Annotated in this window: 24 protein-coding genes and 1 pseudogene; 2 read left to right on the forward strand and 23 right to left on the reverse strand. The window is 59.4% G+C overall.

The features are described from left to right. Window positions 1-67 precede the first annotated feature (67 nt). From ABVQ20_RS35545 to ABVQ20_RS35595, 11 genes are all read right to left on the reverse strand, one after another. On the reverse strand, window positions 68-1,927 hold the full coding sequence (locus ABVQ20_RS35545; RefSeq protein ID WP_354464489.1) for a relaxase/mobilization nuclease domain-containing protein: 1,860 nt from the start codon (window positions 1,925-1,927) through the stop codon (window positions 68-70). Window positions 1,928-2,036: 109 nt separating this feature from the next. Continuing rightward, window positions 2,037-2,432, reverse strand: coding sequence for a hypothetical protein (locus ABVQ20_RS35550; RefSeq protein WP_354464490.1), 396 nt, complete (start codon window positions 2,430-2,432; stop codon window positions 2,037-2,039). 4 nt (window positions 2,433-2,436) lie between these two features. Further along, on the reverse strand, window positions 2,437-2,886 hold the full coding sequence (locus ABVQ20_RS35555) for a hypothetical protein (protein ID WP_354464491.1): 450 nt from the start codon (window positions 2,884-2,886) through the stop codon (window positions 2,437-2,439). Continuing rightward, window positions 2,886-3,653 carry a ParA family protein gene (locus ABVQ20_RS35560; protein WP_354464492.1) on the reverse strand — a complete coding sequence of 256 codons (768 nt, stop codon included), beginning with the start codon at window positions 3,651-3,653 and terminating at the stop codon, window positions 2,886-2,888. Before ABVQ20_RS35560 ends, ABVQ20_RS35555 begins: the two co-directional genes overlap by 1 nt. A gap of 1,693 nt (window positions 3,654-5,346) precedes the next feature. Beyond that, window positions 5,347-5,520 (reverse strand): hypothetical protein, encoded by a 174-nt coding sequence (locus ABVQ20_RS35565; RefSeq protein ID WP_354464493.1) that lies wholly within the window; start codon window positions 5,518-5,520, stop codon window positions 5,347-5,349. A gap of 757 nt (window positions 5,521-6,277) precedes the next feature. Then, the gene (locus ABVQ20_RS35570) at window positions 6,278-6,571 is read right to left on the reverse strand and encodes a hypothetical protein (protein WP_354464494.1); all 294 of its coding nucleotides are present in this window, start codon (window positions 6,569-6,571) and stop codon (window positions 6,278-6,280) included. Between the two features lie 2 nt (window positions 6,572-6,573). Next, a complete protein-coding gene (locus tag ABVQ20_RS35575) occupies window positions 6,574-6,966 on the reverse strand; it encodes a DUF2958 domain-containing protein (protein WP_354464495.1) in 393 nt (130 codons plus the stop codon). Between the two features lie 359 nt (window positions 6,967-7,325). After that, a complete protein-coding gene (locus ABVQ20_RS35580; RefSeq protein ID WP_354464496.1) occupies window positions 7,326-7,523 on the reverse strand; it encodes a hypothetical protein in 198 nt (65 codons plus the stop codon). 377 nt (window positions 7,524-7,900) lie between these two features. Next, window positions 7,901-8,887 (reverse strand): Fic/DOC family protein, encoded by a 987-nt coding sequence (locus ABVQ20_RS35585; protein ID WP_354464497.1) that lies wholly within the window; start codon window positions 8,885-8,887, stop codon window positions 7,901-7,903. A gap of 114 nt (window positions 8,888-9,001) precedes the next feature. Then, the gene (locus tag ABVQ20_RS35590; protein ID WP_354464498.1) at window positions 9,002-9,286 is read right to left on the reverse strand and encodes a hypothetical protein; all 285 of its coding nucleotides are present in this window, start codon (window positions 9,284-9,286) and stop codon (window positions 9,002-9,004) included. A 158-nt stretch (window positions 9,287-9,444) separates the two neighbouring features. Next, window positions 9,445-9,771 carry a DUF736 domain-containing protein gene (locus ABVQ20_RS35595; protein ID WP_354464499.1) on the reverse strand — a complete coding sequence of 109 codons (327 nt, stop codon included), beginning with the start codon at window positions 9,769-9,771 and terminating at the stop codon, window positions 9,445-9,447. Between the two features lie 696 nt (window positions 9,772-10,467). Here ABVQ20_RS35595 and ABVQ20_RS35600 point away from each other — a divergent pair. Then, the gene (locus tag ABVQ20_RS35600; RefSeq protein WP_354464501.1) at window positions 10,468-11,016 is read left to right on the forward strand and encodes a SprT-like domain-containing protein; all 549 of its coding nucleotides are present in this window, start codon (window positions 10,468-10,470) and stop codon (window positions 11,014-11,016) included. 31 nt (window positions 11,017-11,047) lie between these two features. Here the strand turns inward: ABVQ20_RS35600 and ABVQ20_RS35605 are convergent. From ABVQ20_RS35605 to ABVQ20_RS35615, 3 genes and pseudogenes are all read right to left on the reverse strand, one after another. Further along, a pseudogene (locus ABVQ20_RS35605) lies at window positions 11,048-11,257 on the reverse strand (antitoxin of toxin-antitoxin stability system); the annotation flags it as partial. Further along, a complete protein-coding gene (locus ABVQ20_RS35610) occupies window positions 11,250-11,681 on the reverse strand; it encodes a DUF6878 family protein (RefSeq protein WP_354464503.1) in 432 nt (143 codons plus the stop codon). The gene ABVQ20_RS35610 and the pseudogene ABVQ20_RS35605, both read right to left, overlap by 8 nt. Window positions 11,682-11,968: 287 nt before the next feature. Continuing rightward, window positions 11,969-12,154, reverse strand: a complete 186-nt coding sequence (locus ABVQ20_RS35615) for a hypothetical protein (RefSeq protein ID WP_354464504.1) — start codon at window positions 12,152-12,154, stop codon at window positions 11,969-11,971. 363 nt (window positions 12,155-12,517) lie between these two features. Between ABVQ20_RS35615 and ABVQ20_RS35620 the strand changes: the two genes are divergently transcribed. Further along, window positions 12,518-12,829 carry a hypothetical protein gene (locus ABVQ20_RS35620; RefSeq protein WP_354464505.1) on the forward strand — a complete coding sequence of 104 codons (312 nt, stop codon included), beginning with the start codon at window positions 12,518-12,520 and terminating at the stop codon, window positions 12,827-12,829. Between the two features lie 23 nt (window positions 12,830-12,852). On the opposite strand, the gene ABVQ20_RS35625 is transcribed toward ABVQ20_RS35620, so the two are convergent. The 9 genes from ABVQ20_RS35625 to ABVQ20_RS35665 all read right to left on the reverse strand — a co-directional run bounded on the left by ABVQ20_RS35625 (window position 12,853) and on the right by ABVQ20_RS35665 (window position 19,298). Continuing rightward, window positions 12,853-13,221 carry a hypothetical protein gene (locus ABVQ20_RS35625; RefSeq protein ID WP_354464506.1) on the reverse strand — a complete coding sequence of 123 codons (369 nt, stop codon included), beginning with the start codon at window positions 13,219-13,221 and terminating at the stop codon, window positions 12,853-12,855. Between the two features lie 126 nt (window positions 13,222-13,347). Beyond that, window positions 13,348-13,653, reverse strand: a complete 306-nt coding sequence (locus tag ABVQ20_RS35630; protein ID WP_354464507.1) for a hypothetical protein — start codon at window positions 13,651-13,653, stop codon at window positions 13,348-13,350. 14 nt (window positions 13,654-13,667) lie between these two features. Then, window positions 13,668-13,853: a hypothetical protein gene (locus tag ABVQ20_RS35635; RefSeq protein ID WP_354464508.1), complete on the reverse strand. Its 186-nt coding sequence runs from the start codon at window positions 13,851-13,853 to the stop codon at window positions 13,668-13,670. Between the two features lie 25 nt (window positions 13,854-13,878). Then, window positions 13,879-14,259: a DUF3085 domain-containing protein gene (locus ABVQ20_RS35640; RefSeq protein WP_354464509.1), complete on the reverse strand. Its 381-nt coding sequence runs from the start codon at window positions 14,257-14,259 to the stop codon at window positions 13,879-13,881. An 80-nt stretch (window positions 14,260-14,339) separates the two neighbouring features. After that, entirely contained in the window at window positions 14,340-16,490 is a 2,151-nt protein-coding gene (locus ABVQ20_RS35645) for a ParB/RepB/Spo0J family partition protein (protein ID WP_354464510.1), read from the reverse strand. A gap of 154 nt (window positions 16,491-16,644) precedes the next feature. Then, window positions 16,645-16,998 carry a hypothetical protein gene (locus ABVQ20_RS35650; protein WP_354464511.1) on the reverse strand — a complete coding sequence of 118 codons (354 nt, stop codon included), beginning with the start codon at window positions 16,996-16,998 and terminating at the stop codon, window positions 16,645-16,647. Between the two features lie 349 nt (window positions 16,999-17,347). Continuing rightward, window positions 17,348-17,761, reverse strand: coding sequence for a hypothetical protein (locus ABVQ20_RS35655; RefSeq protein ID WP_354464512.1), 414 nt, complete (start codon window positions 17,759-17,761; stop codon window positions 17,348-17,350). Further along, window positions 17,758-18,513, reverse strand: coding sequence for a type II toxin-antitoxin system prevent-host-death family antitoxin (locus ABVQ20_RS35660; protein WP_354464513.1), 756 nt, complete (start codon window positions 18,511-18,513; stop codon window positions 17,758-17,760). The genes ABVQ20_RS35655 and ABVQ20_RS35660 overlap by 4 nt, the downstream gene beginning before the upstream one ends. A 110-nt stretch (window positions 18,514-18,623) precedes the next feature. Then, complete coding sequence (locus ABVQ20_RS35665) at window positions 18,624-19,298, reverse strand: hypothetical protein (RefSeq protein WP_354464514.1); 675 nt, start codon at window positions 19,296-19,298, stop codon at window positions 18,624-18,626. Window positions 19,299-19,319: the final 21 nt, after the last annotated feature.

The following is a 19,319-nucleotide window of genomic DNA, read 5'->3' on the forward strand; positions in this document are numbered from 1 at the left end:
AAACGGCAGTTGATGCGTGCACTTGACGGTATCGACAAGACGCGTGGGAGTTGCCACCGCCCTCTCCTCACCGGCTCCGGTCGCGATCCTTTTCCTGCGGCGGGCGCAACTTAATGGTTTTCGCGACTTCACGATCGCGCTGCTGCTCTTCTTGCCGATCGCGGCCGCGTTCCTCGCGGTCGTTCTCGCGAACATCGTGGCTGGCGTTGGCGCTGGCGATGCGCGCTGCGTCGATTGTTCGATTGTTCGAGGTTTTGTTCAGGGTCCCCTGCTCCGCGACGTGGTCGCGGCCGGCGGCGGACTTTGTCTCGAGCGACGTGGACTTCCGATTGTCCTGGCCGCGATCCTTCTCCTTCGCCGCACGCGCATCCAGCTGCAGGCCGACAACTTTGCCAATCACCTTGGTGGCCTGCTCAAAGATAATCCGATCGGCAGGGTTCGCGATTTTTGCGGCAACGCTGACTGCCGTTTGCGCCAAAGCCTCCTTGGCGGTCTTTGCCTGTCCGGTGCTGATGGGTGTGGATCTCAACATGTGGTCGTGACCTTTCTCTTGTGTAGGGTCCCTGCCCTCGCGAATTGCAGCTTCTAGCCGATTATACTCCCGTCGAAGTCCTACGGACAGGTCTTGGCTCAGCTCACGTGCTGTACTTGGCGCTGTTTTGTCTTTTGCCAGCCCCTCGAGCATATCAATAACACGGTTGATAGATCTTTTAGTCTGGTCGAATTTTTCTCTCGCAATCTCCAGCTTCGGAGCTGTCGGCTTATCTCGGACCTTTGACATCACCTTGTCGATGACATTGGTCGGCGCAGTAGCTCCCATGCGCCGGAACATTTCCCATTCCCATCTTTTGACGGGAGGAGGACCTGCCCTCTCGACGCGCTTTTGCCTGTCGATCGCAATTCCGCGATCGCGCGCCTTATCTGCAAAACGGAGCCGCCATTCGGTAAAGTCACGAATGTTTGGGTTGATCATCTTCCCGCCAGCATGGCGCAATGAGACAATGACATGGAGGTGCGGGTGCTTTTCCATGTCATGTCGGTTATGAACGGCATAGGCGTATCGGTGCCCTGCGAATTGCTCTTTCAAGAAGTCTCGGCCGGCCAGGACGAATTGATCGCGATCGACATTGGCGGGGCCTGATAGCAACAGGTGCATGAAATCACGAGGTTGGCGCGTTTGCATCAGAGCGGCGATGGTCTTGCCCTCGGTCGTGATTTCCTTGTGATCCGTGGTCGTGATTTCGCGACGATCGTCGGATCGCTCATAGACCCCGCTTTTTCCCCCGCGCTGCTTGATATGGGATTTTGTCGACAGGGTGACATCAGCGCCGTCGCGCTGCATGGCGTGCAGGGTTGCCGTCAGTCCTTTGGGGCCTGATGCAAAGTCGACGGGATAGCGGGAAATCGGCTTGATACCCTCCTTGCGCAAGGCACTGTCTAGACGAGCATCGATGGCCCGAATGTCATCGAGCTCGGCCGGGATCCGATTGTCGCTGCTCCGGTCGGCTCGGCTTTTCTTTTCATGAGCGATGACAAGCGCCAGGTGGAGCCGGGTCTGTCCGTTGACGCCAGCGCTCACACTGAATGCGTATGTTCGATCGGTGTCGCCGGCGTGACGGAACCCCTCCCCTGCCAATGAGTCCAGGGCTCGAGCGACACTTCCGCGATCCGTTTTTTCAAGCTCGTAGCTGAAGCGGACGATATCCTTGCTGCCTTTTCGGTTTCCGAATTCTCGCTCCCACTCCCTGACAGCTCGGTTCAGATCCGAAACTTCACGGCCGTCCTGGTCGTGTGCCCGTTCTTCTTTGCTTTGATAGGCAAGAACGTTCCGGGCCGATCCGGATCCAGCACCGTAGGACAGAACCTTGACGACGACGGCATTGTTGCCAGTTGCTCGGCTGAGGGCGGTAGCGGCGCCGCTGTGCACGTTCGGTGCCGTGGGAGAGCGGCGCGCTCCGCCCCCTCCCCCGCCACCGCGGCGGCGGAGCTCGTCGTCTATCAGATCGAAATATGTCGGTAGTCGTCGCTCTTCCGGCCTAGGCCCCGAGCGACCCTTGGATAGGTCGTTCATCGTGCTGTCGAATTAGTTCCTCGATATAAGTCGATGGTCTCACAAAAGCGGCGTCGCGAATAGAGTCGATTGTGTTTATGACTTCATTAAGTTTCGCCATTATGGCTTTCGCCGCTTCATCCCGCCTATCTTCATTATCGGCTAGAAACTCTTCATTGTGGAAGGCCATCTCACGCAGGAACTGATGCATATTCGCCAATTGCTTGTCATGTTCTTCAAGCATGGCTGGCGTATTCATGATCTCTCTGATCACGGTCAGCTTTGCGACCATGTTGACGGACAAATTCAGTCGGCTCGCCAATGCGTCGACATTTGCCAACACATGCCCAGGCAGCCGAAACATAACGGCTGGTTCCCGCATGAAGTCAGAACCCCCTCTCCGACAAGGCTTCATTGATCAGACGGTGGAGTGCTTTGTTGGGATCCTGCCCAACATCGACAGCGTATTTGAAAACGCGGAGCATCATCTCATCGTCAAAGAATAATGAAACACGGCGTGTCCCGGCTTTGGGCTTGGGCTCAGGCGACTGCGTCTTTCGAGGCGGCGGCGTGCTTGCGGCTTTTGGCTTTGGCGTCGTTGTCGATGACCCAACCGGCGAACCAATAGCCTGATCGGTGGGCTCAGCCTCGGACCGGGAGGATGTTCCGGCAGGCACCGGCGTAGTGCGCCTCGCTTTTTCGATCGTAACATCGGTCGGCATAAAAGCGACAGCTGCGTCGTCGTCGGCAACGGGTTCTGCCGCCTGAAACCTCGATGAAGCCATGCTGACGATGTTGCCTGCAACGGGTTCGCGTTCCTTGGGTGCTTTGGACATCAGGCGTTACTCGCTTTCTTCTGGCCCGGTTGCTCGGACGCAAGAAGGTTGATGAATTCGTTGTTGACCATTTTGATCGAGTCGATTGAGTCCAGAACGCTTTCCGAGGCGCGGATACGTGCCGAAGGCGTGAGTTTAGGATTGTTCCGGATAGTCTCCAGCTTGGTGTAGAGCGAACCGTATCCGGCCACGACGTCGCTATAATGGTTGCTCTTCTTGATCATTGAATTGACGATCGGAATCTTGCCGTAGTTTAGGATTTTGATCACCTCCCCTAACGAGCGGTTCGATTTTAGGGCGATCATGTCGACGTTGTTCCACATTGCCGCATACGGAATTCGGCGGCCGCCTCGTTTCTTCGATATCTCCTCAAGGATATTTGCCACATTGATTGCCTGGGTGGCCGAGGTGGGCTCCAGAATGATCGGAATGATGACGGCGTCGCATTCTTCATAGACGTCGACGGCGCGGCCGTGCACGTAGCCTCCAACGTCAAACACGCGAATGTCGACGGTCGGGGCCGATTTCAATTTCCCATGGAAGTCATCCTCGGACGAAATCTGCAGATGTGAGATCCGTCCATCATCAGGAAGCATATTTCGCTTTTTTGACACTTCGTACCAACGGGTCGCCGTTTGCTGGTCGTCGCAATCAACCAGTTGAGTGCGGTGTCCCTGCTGGGCAAATTCAGCGGCCAGGTTGACGCACAACGTTGTCTTGCCTGCCCCACCCTTGAAAGTCGATATTGCCAGTGAAAGAGGTCGCATCGCTGATCCTTGTGTTCACACGCCATGGTTCGATCACGCTCATGGAAAATGAGCCTGTCTTCAACCCTACCCCTCAACGATTAACAAAGTGGCAGTCGCGGCGACTGCCAGACGTCGCGTGGTAGCGACTGCCATTGTGGCAGAATGGCAGTCGTAGAGACGTAGCGTCGTCCATAATGCACATGTGCCAGTTGTCCAATCGCAGCGTTGTAGCGTTGTGGCGACTGCCATTCTGCCAGTTATCGCGACGTAGCGTTGTCCATTATGCCATTATGTCAGAGTGGCGTTATGGCAGTGTGACAAGATGGCAGAATGGCAGTCGTGGAGACGTAGCGTCGCCCATAATGCACGTGCGCCAGTTGTGCAATCGCGGCGTTGTAACGTTGTAGCGTTGTCGCGACTGCCACTCTGCCACTCTGCCACTCTGCCACTCTGCCACTCCGCCAATATGGCAGAATGGCAGAGTGGCACTCGAAGCGACGTAGCGACGTGCATTATGGACGACGCTAGGTCTCCAGTTCTGCCGGCTGTTTTTGGCTCCGACTTCACTAGTTTTAGCACCGCAATCACCTTCCCTTGCTGGCCAACAAACGGCCATACAGCGCCCGGAACGAGCAGGCCGCTCCAAGCCAGGGCAACATGCCATGACGTGCCTCAGCGGTCTGGCCGAAATAGAGGCCGTTCCAAATCTCCAGCTAACTCAAAACAGCGAAGCGCACTCGCCCCTCGGGCGAAACGGCTGGCGGTATACCGCCAGCCTATCCTGCCATTAATAATCGCGCGAAACGATCCGCTCGTGCCCAAGCCCCCAATGCTGTTGCGAGTCTTCAGACATAGCAATAGCGATCACCGGCGCAGCCTGTGATCGGGGGCGCAGGATCAGCACGGCGAGTCGTTTCGCGCGAATATTAATGCCGAGGCGAGCCGTCCTCGTGAGTGCGTTGAGGCGCCCTGAACCGAAGGGAAAGGACGCCGATACGCACGAAGGATGAGACGGCGAGCACACCGCAGGAGAGCAAGAGCCGTCGGAACGCAGCCCGAAGAATGAGGGCGAAGTGAAGAGTCCGGCTCGGCCTCCGTATTGTTTTGGAAAGTCGCGGCAGCGTCAATCTAACGGCCCGAAAGGCCGGGCGGGTGTTTACCCGCACCGACAGGAGAGGGGAGTTTGAGGGGAGAGGCGGCTAGTCTCTCCCCTCAAATCGCTCCCGCAGCCTCGATGGCAAGGGGCGATAGAAGGACGAGGACGCGGAATGGAGGGGGAAGGGGGTGTCACCGCCCCGCACCCTCCGCAGAGAGCAGCGCCTCCAGGGCCAGCTCCATTTCTGCGGTCTGCTTCTGAGCCTCGACGCGCTCATTCTTCGGAAGACCGTTGCGGAGTTCGATGTTGATGAGCCAGATCGCTTCGCGCAGCTCCTCTCTTCGGCGTAGAAGTGGCCGCAGAATTCAACGCGGATGATGTCGTCGGCGGAATTGATCTGGATGGACATGGTCGAACCTCATTGTTGATCCGTTCTCCTCGTCGAGAACGGGAAACGCCCGGCATCCGGATAGCGAGGGTCAAGGATCGCGAAGCGACCGGTGGAGCCGGCGAGCGGGGGAGCCGATTTTCTGACGGCGCCCACAAGGCGACGGCTGAAAATTGGGGGGACCGCTCTTAGGTCTTAGTCAAGTGTCCTGTTGGAAGAAGGTGCCGTCATTCGGGCGGCTCCTCCTCGGCGATCATAGCGTCGAACTGGCGATCAATCGCTGCCTGCTCTGCAATAAGCTTTGCGAGCTCCGCCCGAGATGCTGCGCGTTCGTTGGGCGTAAGGATGCAAGCGGAAAGCTCGGTGCGCAGCTGTTGGATTTCGTCGTAGATCGTAAGCATGTGTCTCTCCTCTGTTTGAAGACGAGAGACGTGCACGATGCCGGAGCAGATCGGGTCGAGGATCGCCGTAGGCGACCGGCGGAGCCGGCGAGTGGGGGAGCCAAAATGCGCAGCATTTTGGGGGTACCGCTCGTGCTCGAGGCGGGCTGTTCCGGCATGGTATAATGGGATATCTGAAGTAACTGACCTTCGGTTCCCACGGGCTCGGACATAAAGAACGCCAACCGAGTGCTCAGATGCTAATCGAGGGGCTAGGCATTTCCGCATCGACCCTTCTTCAGCACCCGATCATCATGTCGAGCTTAGCCGACGGACTTCGCACGGACAATTGTTGCCATGCTTTTCTCCTTTGTCAGATCGACGGCATTCTCCTTCTTGTGTGCCAGACGGTGACCACAGGTACCTCCCGCGCATCGCTGCGTCAGACTCGTGTGGTCACTCCGCGATGCGCGGGTCCCTCCTATGGACACCGTGCAAACGCCATCACCTTGGCGACAGATTACCCTGTGAACGAGACGGTAACGAGACAATCAGGACACTTCTTGGAAATGCATTCTAACCGCTCGTCCTTGACGCTCGCGTTTGGCCGGATGGCATAATTGGAGTGTCGAGACGGAAAGCCTGTCGGCGCCGACCAGGCGCCGACGCCGCATCCGGCCGGCAGGCCGGCCGGACCGCAGTGAAGCAACACATCGACATAAGTAAAAAAGGCCCCTGCTCGTTGTGAGCAGGGGCCTTAGTGTCGAGATCGCAAATATCAGTCCTCCGATGTCAATCCGAGACGTGACAGGACCGTAGCGGGATCGGCGAGGCACAGCTGACGCCAGTCTGGTCGCGATGCGCAGGCATGAGCGTATTGCGAGACGGTTGCTGACGAGGTTTCGGGCAGCAGCGTATAGCCGACATGCATGAACTCACGGACGAGCTGCGGAACGCAGCCTCGGTGACCAGCGCCGCAACGGTCTGAAGTGGAGACGGCGATCGGCGCTTGGCCGGCCAACGCACAGGACGGCACAACGAGAAGCGAGAGGATGATGAGAGCGCGTTTCATGATCAGGCTCCTTTCTTTTCGAAGGTTTCGATGTAGCCCCGGCAACGAGCCTCTTCGGCGTATTCCGAGAGGGGTCGCGAGGCGATGAATGTGGAATCGCGGTCGGCATGAACGCCGCATGGGCCTACGATGGTTTGAAGCTCATCCAGCGATATGTAGCCTAATTCCGGGAACCCCAAGCCAGGATCGCAGAGACCGAATAGAGAGGCGGTGTCTTCATCGTACTCCGTGACCAGCCAGATGGCGCGGCCGGTCGGCAGCCAAAGCTTCAGGACCGGATGGAAGTCGATCGGCGCGAGGCGTTCGCGCTCACGCGCCAGGTTCTTGCGATAGTTCTCCTTCAGCCGTTCAAGCGCTTCGGCCGGGATCAGTTCGTAGAACATCTTGTAAGTCATGATGATCACCTTTCGTCTCTATGACGAAAGGTGGCCACTTTGAGCCGACGAGCGGGTCAAGGACCGCACCAGCGGCCGGCGGAGCCGGGGAGCGGGGGAACCGATTTTCTGGCGCCGTAGCGAAGCGGCCCGGGCGCAGCGAGGGTCGGCGCCAGAAAATCGGGGGGACCGCTCATCCTTGAGGCGGGAGGAGTGAGAAGTAAAATGGGAAGTCATGGAGAGAGGGGAAGCACGCCCGCGCCGAGCGGGCGTGGCCGCATCCGGCCGGCAGGCCGGTCATAGACAGCAGCAAGGCACACCAGGCGGTGGAGATGATGCAGCAAGCCTCGCCTTGCTCACGCAGGGCGAGGCGTCGTCGGTCAGTGTGGTCGATTGTCGTTGTCGGCCTTGCGATCGAAGTCGACTCGGTAGCTGACTTCCAGTTTGGCGAGGAGCGGAAGCGAGAAGGCGACGGAGATTCTCAGCTGGCCCTTATGGGACAGCTTGGCGATTTGCCGATTGATGTAGTGGCGAAGACGGCGACCGGTTTTCTGGCAGAAGCTTACGAGCGTTTTCATGAGGTAGATCCTCCAAAGTGGTTGTGCGCAATCGCGTAGCTCGAAGACCGCTGGAACGGCCAAGCAGCACCGCGCAGCGGTCGGAACGGAGCGCTGCGGAGAGGAGAACCCGTAGGGTTGCGCTTGGCCGTTCCAGCGGTATCGTGCGCAGCGTTAGGATTGCGAACTGCCATTTCGGAGATGCCGGGGGAACCGCGGGCTTCGTAGCCCAAGTGGCCTGCCGCTACATCAATCGGTAAATTGCCATCGGCCGCCAGGTCGATCTCCGTCGCCCTGTTACTGTAGTGGGCGGGAACGAAGCCATTGTCGTTTGACGGGGACAACGACAACAAGCCGCAATGACCGGCAGCCCCGTGAATACGGGGCTTTGCTAGGAATCAGCGGGAGCGGTCGCGGTCAGACAATTTCGGAGGCGCGAGCTTGACCGTTTTGGCAGGTATTTTGTCCTGAGCGCGCTGCGATTTGTCATCGCTTCGATCTTTCTCGTCGCCACGATCTGACTTGCTTCTGGCAGTGATGGCGTGCTCGATGGAGACGTTGACGCGATCATTGGATTGCGGCGTCTTGGCGAAGTTTTTCACGTCGAAGGCGTGGACGCCGCGAGCATTGGCGACAAGTGCGGTGTTGTAGCTGACGGTTAGGACCTGCCCCTTGAGTTCGTCACCCTGTTTGGGGAACTGGATCTCGGGCTTGCCCATCATCCTAAGCGCCTGCGCGGTCATGCTGGTGATGCGTCCGAGTTCGGGGTGGTTGCGCTCTTTGTTGATCTGGTGAGCCTGCAGAACGCGTTTCGCAAAGTCCTTGCCATCGCCAACGGTGGCCTTGGCCAGGAAATCACGCGTTTCGCTCGCAGCCGGCCACATTGTTTCGCGGTCGAGTTCGAAACCGCGCTCCTTGGCGAACTGGTGCATGAATACGCCGATTGTGCGGGTATTGCCTTCTCGAAAGGGGTGAGCCTGCCAGACGTTGCTGATCAGCTTGGTAAACTGAGCCGCGGATTGAGCCTTGTTGTTGTCGTCCCAGCGTAACCTGCCGAGATCCTTTGTGTCGCGATCGAGCAGCTGCTTCATGTCCTTGTGATCACCATAGACGACCGAATGGCCGCCGAGGACCGCTTCTGGCTTTGACATGTTGTAGATGCGCTGTTGCCCGGCCCAGGGATAGACATCGGCGAAGATTCGGCGATGAACTTCCATAAGGTGTTCGGTATCGAAATTGCCCTTCACCGGGTTCTTCGCTAGATCGCGGAGAGCTTTCTTCGTGGTGACCTGCTCACGCAGATCAAGCGTATCCTGATCGCGCGCACCGAATTTGTTGATCAGTACCGATGTGCCGGGATAGCAATAGGGGTCTTGATCAGACATGGTCACCGAATAACCAAACTAGAACAATCAGATGCGATTTGAATCGCCTCGCGTCCCCCGGTCAACAGCCGGGGATCTGCTCGAAATTCTGGTCGGGAAAAGAAAAACGGCCGATCAGGCCGCTTTTGATCGTTTGTAAGCGAGGTAGCGATCGCCGACGGTGAAGGCCTCGTCCATGGTCAGGACGCCGTGCTCCTCGAGCGCGGAGAGGAATTCCTCGAACGGACCGAGTTCGTTGCCAGAGCCGCGCATGATGGCGAGGCTGCCGTGATCGTCGTCATCGAGCATAGCCTGACGATGACGCGAAAACACGTCGAGGTCGCCGGTCTGGAAGAAGGCATTGATCACCATGTCGGCTTGTTCGCGCGTGGTGATGATGTCGGGAACATTGTCGAGCATGGCACCTCTCTTTCGGCGTTCAATATAGACATTTCTGCCATGAATTTCAACGTTTTGCAGCCTGTTGACGGACATTGCGAGCACTCCTTTCGGTTGTTTGAGGGGCACCGACGCAGAAAGCCCCGCCCTTGCGGGCGGGGTTTTCCAAAGCGCGCCGATTAGTTGGCCGGCGGGTTCCAGATCATGACAAATTCGCCTTCCTTGCCGCCGGGGGCCGGTGCGATGTTGGCGTAGAGGGTACCGAACTCGGGGGCGCGGAGCGAGACGGAGATGTATTCGGCTCCGGTGCGCTGCGAGGTGCGAACCCAGGCTGCGCCGAGTTCGAAGCCGTTGCGGGATGCGACCACGCGGTAGTCGGGTTCCTGGCTTTCGTTGCTGCTCTTGACGTTTTCGACGATCGAGATCGGGCAGCGGATCGCGAGGGTGGCGAGGGTGCCGGTGAAGCCTTTTTCGTTGGCAGTGAGGCGAGCGATGGTGGCGGACATTGCGGTTCTCCTTAGCTGATCGGGATCATTCCCGTGAACGCCCCATGACAAAGCGCCAGACGGCGGACTGGTCACGACGGGATTTATCCCGGAGCTCGACCCATGCCTGTGCCAGCGGGGGAGGGGGATCACCCACCCGAAGGGCGGCGCGCCGGCGCGCCGTGATCGCGTAGCGATTATGGGGAACCCCCCGCTGGCTTGCCCTTTAGGGTCAGGCGTGGGTTGACCCGGCCGACGGCGGCGGTTCGAATAAGGGGCGTCACTGGGGATGAATTCGGATTAGACACGGAGAACGTTGTCTCCGTTCCTCGTGTTTGCCTCTCAACGGAAGGGCCGTAGGACCGGCTTTCGCCGATCTCAGGCAGCGGCCGGTGTGGGGCCAACGCACCATGCAGCAGCGCGGGCACAGGCGACAGTTCGAAGAGTTTCGCATTCGTGCGCGATCGATCTGCGCGACTGTGTCTGCCTTCGCCCCTGCGCCGGCTCGCAGGATCCTGCTCATTCCGTGTTTCCCGTGAATCAGCCTCGCCAGCATCGTTGCGACGGCCATGGCGTGAGGCTAGCGGCGAAGTCACCTCGATCTGGAATCCATGCGACTGCCGGTCAGCCCGCTTGAACCCTTTTGGCCACAAGGGCGGGCTTGCTGAACCATGACCTCAAACGCCCGAATTGTATCGTACCAGACAATTTGGCCTCATGATGAAGATCAATCCGACGAAGAAACCCTATAGCGGGCTCGATCATGCCTATGCGGTGTTCAATGCGGAATTGTTTGGGGACGAGTTGCCGTCGTACCTCATAAGCATCCAGCGTGTGAAAAAGGCCTACGGCTATTTCGCTGGCGGTCGTTTCGGCTCGAAGGACGGCGCGTTCGTGACCGACGAAATTGCGCTGAACCCCTCGCATTTCAGCGTCCGCCCGACAGAACAGACCCTTTCGACGCTCGTGCATGAGATGGTGCATCTGTGGCAGCACCATTTCGGCAAGCCGTCGCGCGGCGGCTATCACAACCGCGAATGGGCGGAGAAAATGCATTCCGTGGGGCTCGCTCCGTCATCGACGGGAGAGCCTGGCGGCAACGAGACCGGACAGCGTGTCACGCACTCATTGCTCAGTGAGGACCATTCCAGACCGTTTATGCCAAGCTGGAGAAGGAAGGCTTCGACGCGCTCTATGTCGAGTTGGGGACGACGCGAAAAAGCAGGCGGCGCGTCGCAAGAAGGCGGCGAGCAAGACATGCTATAGCTGCCCGGCATGCGGACTGAATGCGTGGGCGATCCGAACGAGATCGTCCGCTCATCAGCTGAACGGGGCGAGTTTTGAGGCGAATGCCGAGGATGGCGCAGATGGTCTCGAAATCATCATAGACGAATTCGAACCAGTCATGATCGAAGCCATTTTCCCTATACCAGGCGCGCGCGTTTTCCTTGGCCGCGTCGGACAGTTCGTCGAGGCGATACACTGTGGTCTCGATGATATCAGGCATTGGCTTTTCCTCCATGGCGGGGCACGAGCACGATCGAACGGGCTGCAACGTTGAAAACGAGTTTGTCCGGACTGGAGAGGTCGGCCTCGCAAGTGCCGTTGGCCTGCTCCAGGCAGTCATAGGCCATGCGCGCGATCGCATGAGGAATTGACAGTTCGAGGGGGACAGGGTCCGGCAATCCCCATTGAGGGATTGAGAGGGTGATGGGACCGTGGGGAAGCCGCGTCGACCGATCGTCGGTGATGAGCGCTATTTGCTCGATGCGACCGTCATCGTCGTCTCGGTCGACGGTGACGATAATGAGAGAGATGCGCGCTGCGGCGAGCGCTTCGAATAGTGCGGCGCGGTTTGGCAGGCGCATCTTGGCGGAGAGGACGCGATACGCGGCCAAATTTGCATCGTATCGGGCAAGCGCTTCGTCCAACGCGGTATCTCGCGCCGGCGCGCGCTGTAGCAGTGCTATCGCTGACATGGGGCAGGCCTCCGGAGAGCCGGATGAAGGGGAATCGGCGGGCGCTCTCTTTCGACCGCGCCGGTCCGACCTCTTTCGGGCTGCCTCTTGCTCTCGATATCGCGTGGGGAGGGGAGGGCGCCGTCAGGCGGCCGTTTCGTCGGGCGTAACGCCCGACCTGGAATGGGTGGCTTCAAGCCAAGCGACCATGTGGGAGCCATCTTTCGATGGGCCGTAGGCGGTTACGACCAATCCATGCCTCAAGCTCCCGGTTGAGCCCGATCCGCTCGTTGCGGAAAATCTTGCCAAGCATCAGCTTGCAACCAGACTCGCTCGCAGCGTTCATCAGCTGAAGCGAGTTCTGTGACGCCGATTGCGTTGGGAAGGCCGTGCTCGCCGGCAAAGCCGGAGAGAATGGCGGCGATTTTTCTGTAAACGACGCTCATGGTCGGCCTCCGGTCCATCGCCCGTCGTCGATTTCTTGCGAGACGAGATCGTGAGCCTTGAACAAGATGTCGGAGCCGCTTATCGAAATATGGGGGAAGAAGCGGGCGTTGACCCCATGGAGGCACCAGTCTGCGTAGTAGCAGTAGGATCGCGCCGACATGACAAAGGCGAGCAGGTCGATGGCCCAATGGGTTTGGGCTCGACGACAACGGTGACGCCGTTGCGGGTCTCTTTCCAGGGCAACGAGCGTTCGGTTGGCGGCTGTTGCCGGTCGAGGGCAAAAATCTCTTCGATGCCTGCTCGATGGCGGGGCATCCGGAATGAAGTGGGAAAGGGGCTTCAACCGCTGATCATGACGATGTTTGGCAGGGTTCGTTGATGCCGAGGCGTGCACGCAGGCGATTGATCGCGTCAGTCTGGCGTTCGATCTTGCGTCGCAAGGCTTCGACTTCGCTGCGTCGACCTTCGAAGATCGTGGCGATGCAATCGCGATAGTGCCGCTCATCGGCCGGGGTCCAGGTGGAAGCATGGCGACCGTACTGGCGGACTTTTTTCCGGTCCCTGATCGTCATGCGTTCGGCGGCGCAGAGTATCTGGCGATCGATGATCTTCAGATGCCGGAGTTGATACGGCAGGCCTCTTCCATGCGCAGGAGTTCGCTCTTGGCGTCCTGATAGGCGATCATGGCGGCGCTCCTTCAGGCGTCAGGGCCGGAATTGAGCGGCGTGGGCGGCATGTGGTGGATTTCAGCGCCTGCGCGTCGGTAGGCATCCATCACGTGATAGAGCGGAACGAAGGAGAGGCTGTTCCAGGGCGCGGGATCGGGGGCGCGACCGACGGCAATCATAGGCCCGTTGCAGGCAAGTTTCGCGACGACGCCGAAATCGAGTTTGCGGCTGTCATAGACGGGCAGCCCTGCGGCGATGGCTTCGGCCTTGACGGTGTCGCAATCATAGCCGCTGAGCCAGCCGAGGCCGTAGTGAAGGGAGAAGCCGCCGCGGCCGATCGACAAGTGTCCGCCTTCGGTGGCAAGGGCTTTCTGGATATAGGGGGTATAGTCGGTCATGGCTGCGTGCTCCGCGACGAGCGGCCGCGTGCCTGTCACGCGGTCTGAAGAACCGTCACGGAAAAAAGGGCCCCCCTTTGAGCAGAAGGGCGGCCCTGTCGAACCGACGTCAGGAGCCCGTGAGGCTTATCGGACTATGCCGAGTTGTTCACCGATGCTCGGGGGTGTCGGTTTGCTCGATTCCTTGATCAGGGAAACGACGGCTTCGCGCGACAGTCCGGAAAGGTCATAGCCTTGTGCGCGCGCAGCGGTGACAATGCTTTCCAGCGATGGAAACTCTTCGAGGAGTGTTCCAAGCCATAGTTCGCACATGTCCGTTTCCTCGTCGGGAAACGCCTGCAAGAAAAAGGTTCGCAAGGGCGGGTCATAGCCGATGACGGCTTCGGGATCGGACTTTCCGCCCTTGGTGACAGTAGCAATATGTCGGCTCATGCTCTCTCCAATCTCTAGTATTCGTAGGTTCGGGACCCGTCGGGCAGATCGCAAGCGATCTGGACGTGAAGCGTTTCCAGTTCGTCGGGTTCATAGTGCCGATCCCGCCAACCGATGGCTTCGCGCAATGTCGGGAAGGATGTTATATCTGTCTCGCCGATATATCCGGCGTTCTCGACGACAGTGTATTTGCGTTTCATGGTTATGCTCCAACCAGGAAGCCGGTCAATGCCGGCGTTGTTCGGTGAAAACCGAAATCGTGGTTTCGGTGAACTCGAAGACAAGCGGGCTGTTGGCGGCAATGGCATCGCGCACGACAGCGGCGTCGATGAATTCGCAACCGTCATCACCGCCGAAGGTGGCCTGTTTGGCGGCCCACCACTGATCGAAGGGCATGGAGTCGGGATTGCACTCCAGGGCGTAGACGACGATCTGCTTTTCATCGGTCGCCATGCCGTTATGCATGAGGTAGACGCCCTGATCGCCGACCAGCCAGAAGCCGGCTGGATCCTCGATACCCCATCGAGGACGCAGGCCCAAAGGCCAGCGGGATTCGGCTGCCGTGAGCAGTTCGCGCAATTTGTTCGCGGGGAAAGTCAGTCGCATGATATTGCTCCGTTGCTGTTGATGCGAAAACGGCCCGGTGTGAGCCGGGCCGTTGTGACGATTGGGTGGGAGGCAAGCGGTCAGGCCGCATTTTCTTTCAGGAAAGCGGGAATATCATCGTCTTCGTCGACAACCTGCTCGTGTTCCTGAAGCTCGTCCTCGGGATCGGCGTCGTCAGCTCCATCGACGTCGGTTTCCCGGTCTTCGTTGTCTTCCGTGTCAAGATCATTGTAATCGTGCGACGAATAATCCGGTGCCGGAGCCCGCTCGATGAAGGAGCCGGTGAAGGCCATGCCGTCGGGCAGCCAGGTGGAGGTTTTGGCAGCCGTGTCCGGGGTGAGGCCGGCTGCGGCGCGCGGATCCTCGCTGAAGGCCTGTTCCATGCTGGCGGCAATGACCGGCTTCTTGTCCTTGGCCTTGTCGTCGGCCCACCGATCGCCGATCAGTTCGCGGGAGACCTTGATGGCATGGTCCTTCTTGGTCTTGCCCCAATAGTTTGCAGCCGTGGGCCTCCAGCAAGCGGCGGCATCAATTGCCATGCGGTGACCGATGACCTCGATGATCGGATTGGCGCCGGTGTCGGTTGCGAGCTGCTGGATGACGCCGTGTGCCGAGCACCAGGCGAAAAGAGCCTGTTTGTCGGCGTCGGGCAGCGCGCACATGGCTTCGAAGTCGTGCGGGCTTGCGAGCGATAGCCATTCGACGTTGAGCCCGTCGCGAGTTGCCTGAAGCATGCGGGCGGCGACGGTATCCTTGATGGCATCGCGGTTGCGCCATGTCTCGGCGTGCGTGATCGACACATTGACTGGTGTCGAACGAGAGGACGAGTTGCGCAGGGTGCGGAAGCACATCGAATAGAGCATTACGTCGAAGGCGGTGGTGAAGTCAGCGGCGAGATGTGCCTGCAGAATCTGATGGCGCGTGGCGCGCAGTTCCTCAGCAAGCGACATCGAGACGCCTTGCTGCTTGCGAGCGTCAGTTGCCGGATCATTGTTCGCATCGATCGTGCGGGTCGTTGAGGCCGGCATCTGAATGTCCGGACCGGCGCTGTCGCCTTCGTCTTCATCCTCGCCAGACTTCTTTTTGGGGAGGTCTTCGGGACGGACAAGGCCGGCCTCGGTGCGCAGATCACCACCATGATCAACGGTGACGACAACACCGGCGATCGCCTTCTGCTCGGCCGTAAAGGTCGCGCTGTCGGCAATGATCTTCCGGATTTCCTCAAGGCGCTCGGAGGCGGCGTCTTCCTCAGCCTGCAGCTCGTCCGTCCAGGTCTCCTCGTCATACTCGTTCGAAAACGCTCCGAGACGAGTTTCGAGGTCCTCGAATTCCTTGACGAGTGCGGGATCCGGTTCGACCGGTTCCGGATAGACGCGACCGAAGGAGCGGAAGGCGTCATAGGCGACTTCGACTTCAACTGCGACCCATTTCCATTCCTTGGCGAGTTCGTCGGCTGTCGCCTGCAGCTTTTCGCCGGCAAGTTTTTCCAGCAGACCGCCATCAGCGAGATGGACGCTGTTGTTGTCGGAGAAGAGGTCACGGAGCACCGTGCCGCCGGCGGCCTGGTAGGTCTCGACGCCGACGAAGAGGGCAAGCTTGGAATTGCCGTGATAGGTGCGCTGCGTCAGGGCTGACTTGATGTTGCTCGGATAGGGCGCGTAGGGGCTGTTCGTGTATTCCTCCCAGACCTCCTTCTGTCGGCCGTGATCGTCGGTGATCGAGAAGGCCTGCACGCATTCGAGCGTCATCTTGTTGGCGCGGAACGCCTCGATGATGACGGGAGAGACGCGAGCGAGCTTCATGCGGCGGTCGACGAAGTTGAGGGTGACACCGAAGCGGTTGGCGATTTCTTCGCGAGACCAGCCCTTCTTTTCAAGGGCGTTGAACGCCTCGGCCTCGTCGGCCGGGTGCATGCCGGCCCGAACGAAATTTTCGATGAGGGAGGTTTCCTCGGCCTGCTTTTTGGTTTCGATGATGCAGGGGATTTCCTTGTCGGCCTGATATTCGCCTTCAGTGACCAGGCGCTCGAGCACGGTGAAGCGGCGTCCGCCGGCATGGACGAGATAGCCGTTTGCGGACTTGTAGACGAGGAGGTTCTGCTTGATGCCGTTGGCTTTGATGCTGGCATAAAGCTCGTTGTCGTCCTCTTCGCTCGCAGCCGTCTTGCGAACGTTAAGCGGGCTGAGGGACAGCTTGTTGAGGGGGATCATGGCGATGGTGGGATTGGTCATGGCATGGCTCCTGATGAGCCGGGCGGGAGAAACTCTCTCCTCTTTCGGAGCCCGGTCAGCCGGGCTTCCCTGCCTCTTGCTCTATCGGGCCATGCTGGGCGGGGCGTTTCAGATGTGGCTCTCGGGCGGCCAGTTCGCGCGATCGGCTCAACAGTTAATCGTCTGATAGTTTCCAAGGCCCGGTATCTCGGCGTCGCGGTTGCTGAGGCTGGATCTGACCTACCTTTCGAGTTTGCAGGCTCAACTCGCGTTTCGCGGCCTCGACACCCGCCTGATATGCTTGCTCGAGTCCGCGGACGATTTCTCCGCCGCTGTCAGAATTGAAGCCGTATTTCTTTCGTTCAGCACGATTCACAAGCAGCAGGCGGGCAAACTCCCGAAAGATACGCCGCCGCAGATCCTTTGGTGCACGATCTACCGGTGTGGTTGAAATCATTGATGCCGCCTCGTTCAACGGGACAGTTCTCATCCGTTCATAAAAAGGATGGTCTTTCATGCTTACAACCATCGCATTTCCTTTCTTGTTTAAAGGCTTATCCCGTTAGCTCCGGTAACACAAAATGTAGTGGGGCTGTTGACGGCTTTGGATCGCTGCTTGATTTAGCTGAGTCGATCGCTGCGGGGCAGATCCTGCCCGATTCCCCCCGGGAACGCGCGCGCAGCAGGCCCTTGCCGAGGCAGGCCGCCGGCGTCGGTCATGGACCGGGAGCGCGGCCAGGCCGGGGCGAAGGGGCTGGCGTTCCCTCCGCCGGATCTCGTCGGCTCGAGCTTGTTGCCGCTTGAGGCAGGCTGCCCTAGGGTGCTAAGCATAAACGCAATCTAATTTTCCGTTGGGGCGCTTGCTGTGTCCGGATGGATCAGCGCCGCGTGAGGCCGGCGATCGGCCGCCTGTCGCGCATGGCGTTGATGAAGCGCCGGGCGACTTTTTCGAGAAAGCGCGGGCTAAAGGAACCGACAGGCGTCACGCTTTCGAAGTCGTAGAGCTCGTCCAGCTTGACCTTGTTGTAATCATCCAGGATCAGGTGACTCACCTTCTCGGCTTCGGCCCCGAGGCCGATCCTGTGGCGCTCGGTTTCCGGAATGATCTCGTAGAGCCGTTCCTCGCCCGGCTCCCGCGGCTGCGGCGCCTGCCCGGAGATCGGGAACAGGTAGAGCCACCCGTTGACTTCCATCATCAGGCAGACGCGCCGGATTTTCCGGCCGCTCTCTTCGCCGCGGACAGCCTCATGCCCCCAGAGGTAGTGGAAGCGGTAGACCTCTCCCCGCTTCATTCGCCGGACTTTCTGGCGTCGTCGAGAATCTGCTGAAACCCTGTCATCAGGTCATCGATGTCTTCGTTGGGAGCGGTGGCGAGCGTGAACGCGTTCTGGCCCCGCCTACGCACCCCCGTCAGGCGCTCGTATTCCGCCGTCGGCATCATCACCACCTTCGCCTTGCCGCGCTTCACCAGGGACACTGTCTCAGCCATGGCGGCGTCCAGGACGTCGCCGGACCGACGGCTCAGATCCGAAAACGAAAATTCCTTCATCTCGACCTCCAAGTCTGTAAAATCTGCATTATACAGAAAATACGTTATTCGGCAAGAAGGCCAATCAACCTCTTGCGGCGATTTGATCAACGATGGTCCCTGCACTGGAGCAGAGGAACGCTTCAGTAGGTGTCGAAGACCAACGCGGTCCGCTGCTTCGCCAGCACGGGCGCCGCGGCTTGCGCTTGATGTACACTTCAGGTTCGGGCGGGTAGTTCGGGTCGAGGAGGCGCTTGGTATGGACGTGTGTCGCCCCTTCATGCCGAAGGCGAGGGAGGGTAGCGTCTCGTTGACGATGCAGTTGCCGTAGAGTTCCGCATACCCGGTGCTGGCGAGAGGAACCTTGCGGCACACGACGATTGCCGGCCAGGACCAGTCGCCGAGCACACCATTCATGCGGTCGATGTGATCGAGCGTTTCGGGCTTTTCGCCGCCGGCATCGGCGAAGGTGATGACGGCGGGACGAAGGCCGGCGAGCTTCAGCACCACGAGCATGGCGGTCGAATCGACGCGCCGGAGCCGAAGGAGACGGCGAGCAGGCGGCCGCTGAGGGCGGCCGTCAGACGACGCCGCAGGCGGGAGGAAAGCAGCATTGTGTTTTCCTCCTACCGTGGCAGGGAAATAAGCTTGGCCTGCTCGATCGCCTTTTCGGCGGCGTCGACGGCATCCTGGATGGCGCCGTCGCAATCATCGAACATGGCACGCATCTGTCCCATCTGCGTCAAACAGGCTTCGAGCGCGCCGAGGCAGGTCGTAAGTAGGGTGGTAGCGTCCGGTGCTGGTTCGATGGCCTCGCCGCGGACGATCTCACGGGCTTGTTCAATCAGGCCGTTAAGCGCTTGGTGTTGGCCGACAAGATACTCGAGATCGAACTGTTCCTCCTGGAGGCGTGCTTTGATTGCCATGGGATCGGTCACGCCTTCATCTTTGCAGATGTGCGTGATGCAATCGCCCCAGGTCTCGAGGCGAGCGATTTGTTCCGCAAAAATAATCGCATCGGCATGGTACTGAGGGAGGTGGATACTATCCTCAGTGAAGCGGAAGGGGACGTTTTGCGTTCCGTCCCAAGGGTCGCCGTCGCCCTCGACCACGCCATAAACGAAGGTCGGCGCGGGGTCCCACGTCTTGCGGTCGGTGTCGATATCACCGTTGTCGATCGCGGAGATCGCCTTCTCGCAGGCGTCCGTGACTTCCTCGGCCTCGACGGTGATTGTGGCGCGGCAGTCGCTGTCATAAAAGGCCGCGCAGACGGTGAATTTCCTCGGCATGGTCTCGGCCATGATCGTAACCTTTCTTGATAT

Source organism: Mesorhizobium shangrilense (assembly GCF_040537815.1).
Taxonomy (GTDB): Bacteria; Pseudomonadota; Alphaproteobacteria; order Rhizobiales; family Rhizobiaceae; genus Mesorhizobium; species Mesorhizobium shangrilense.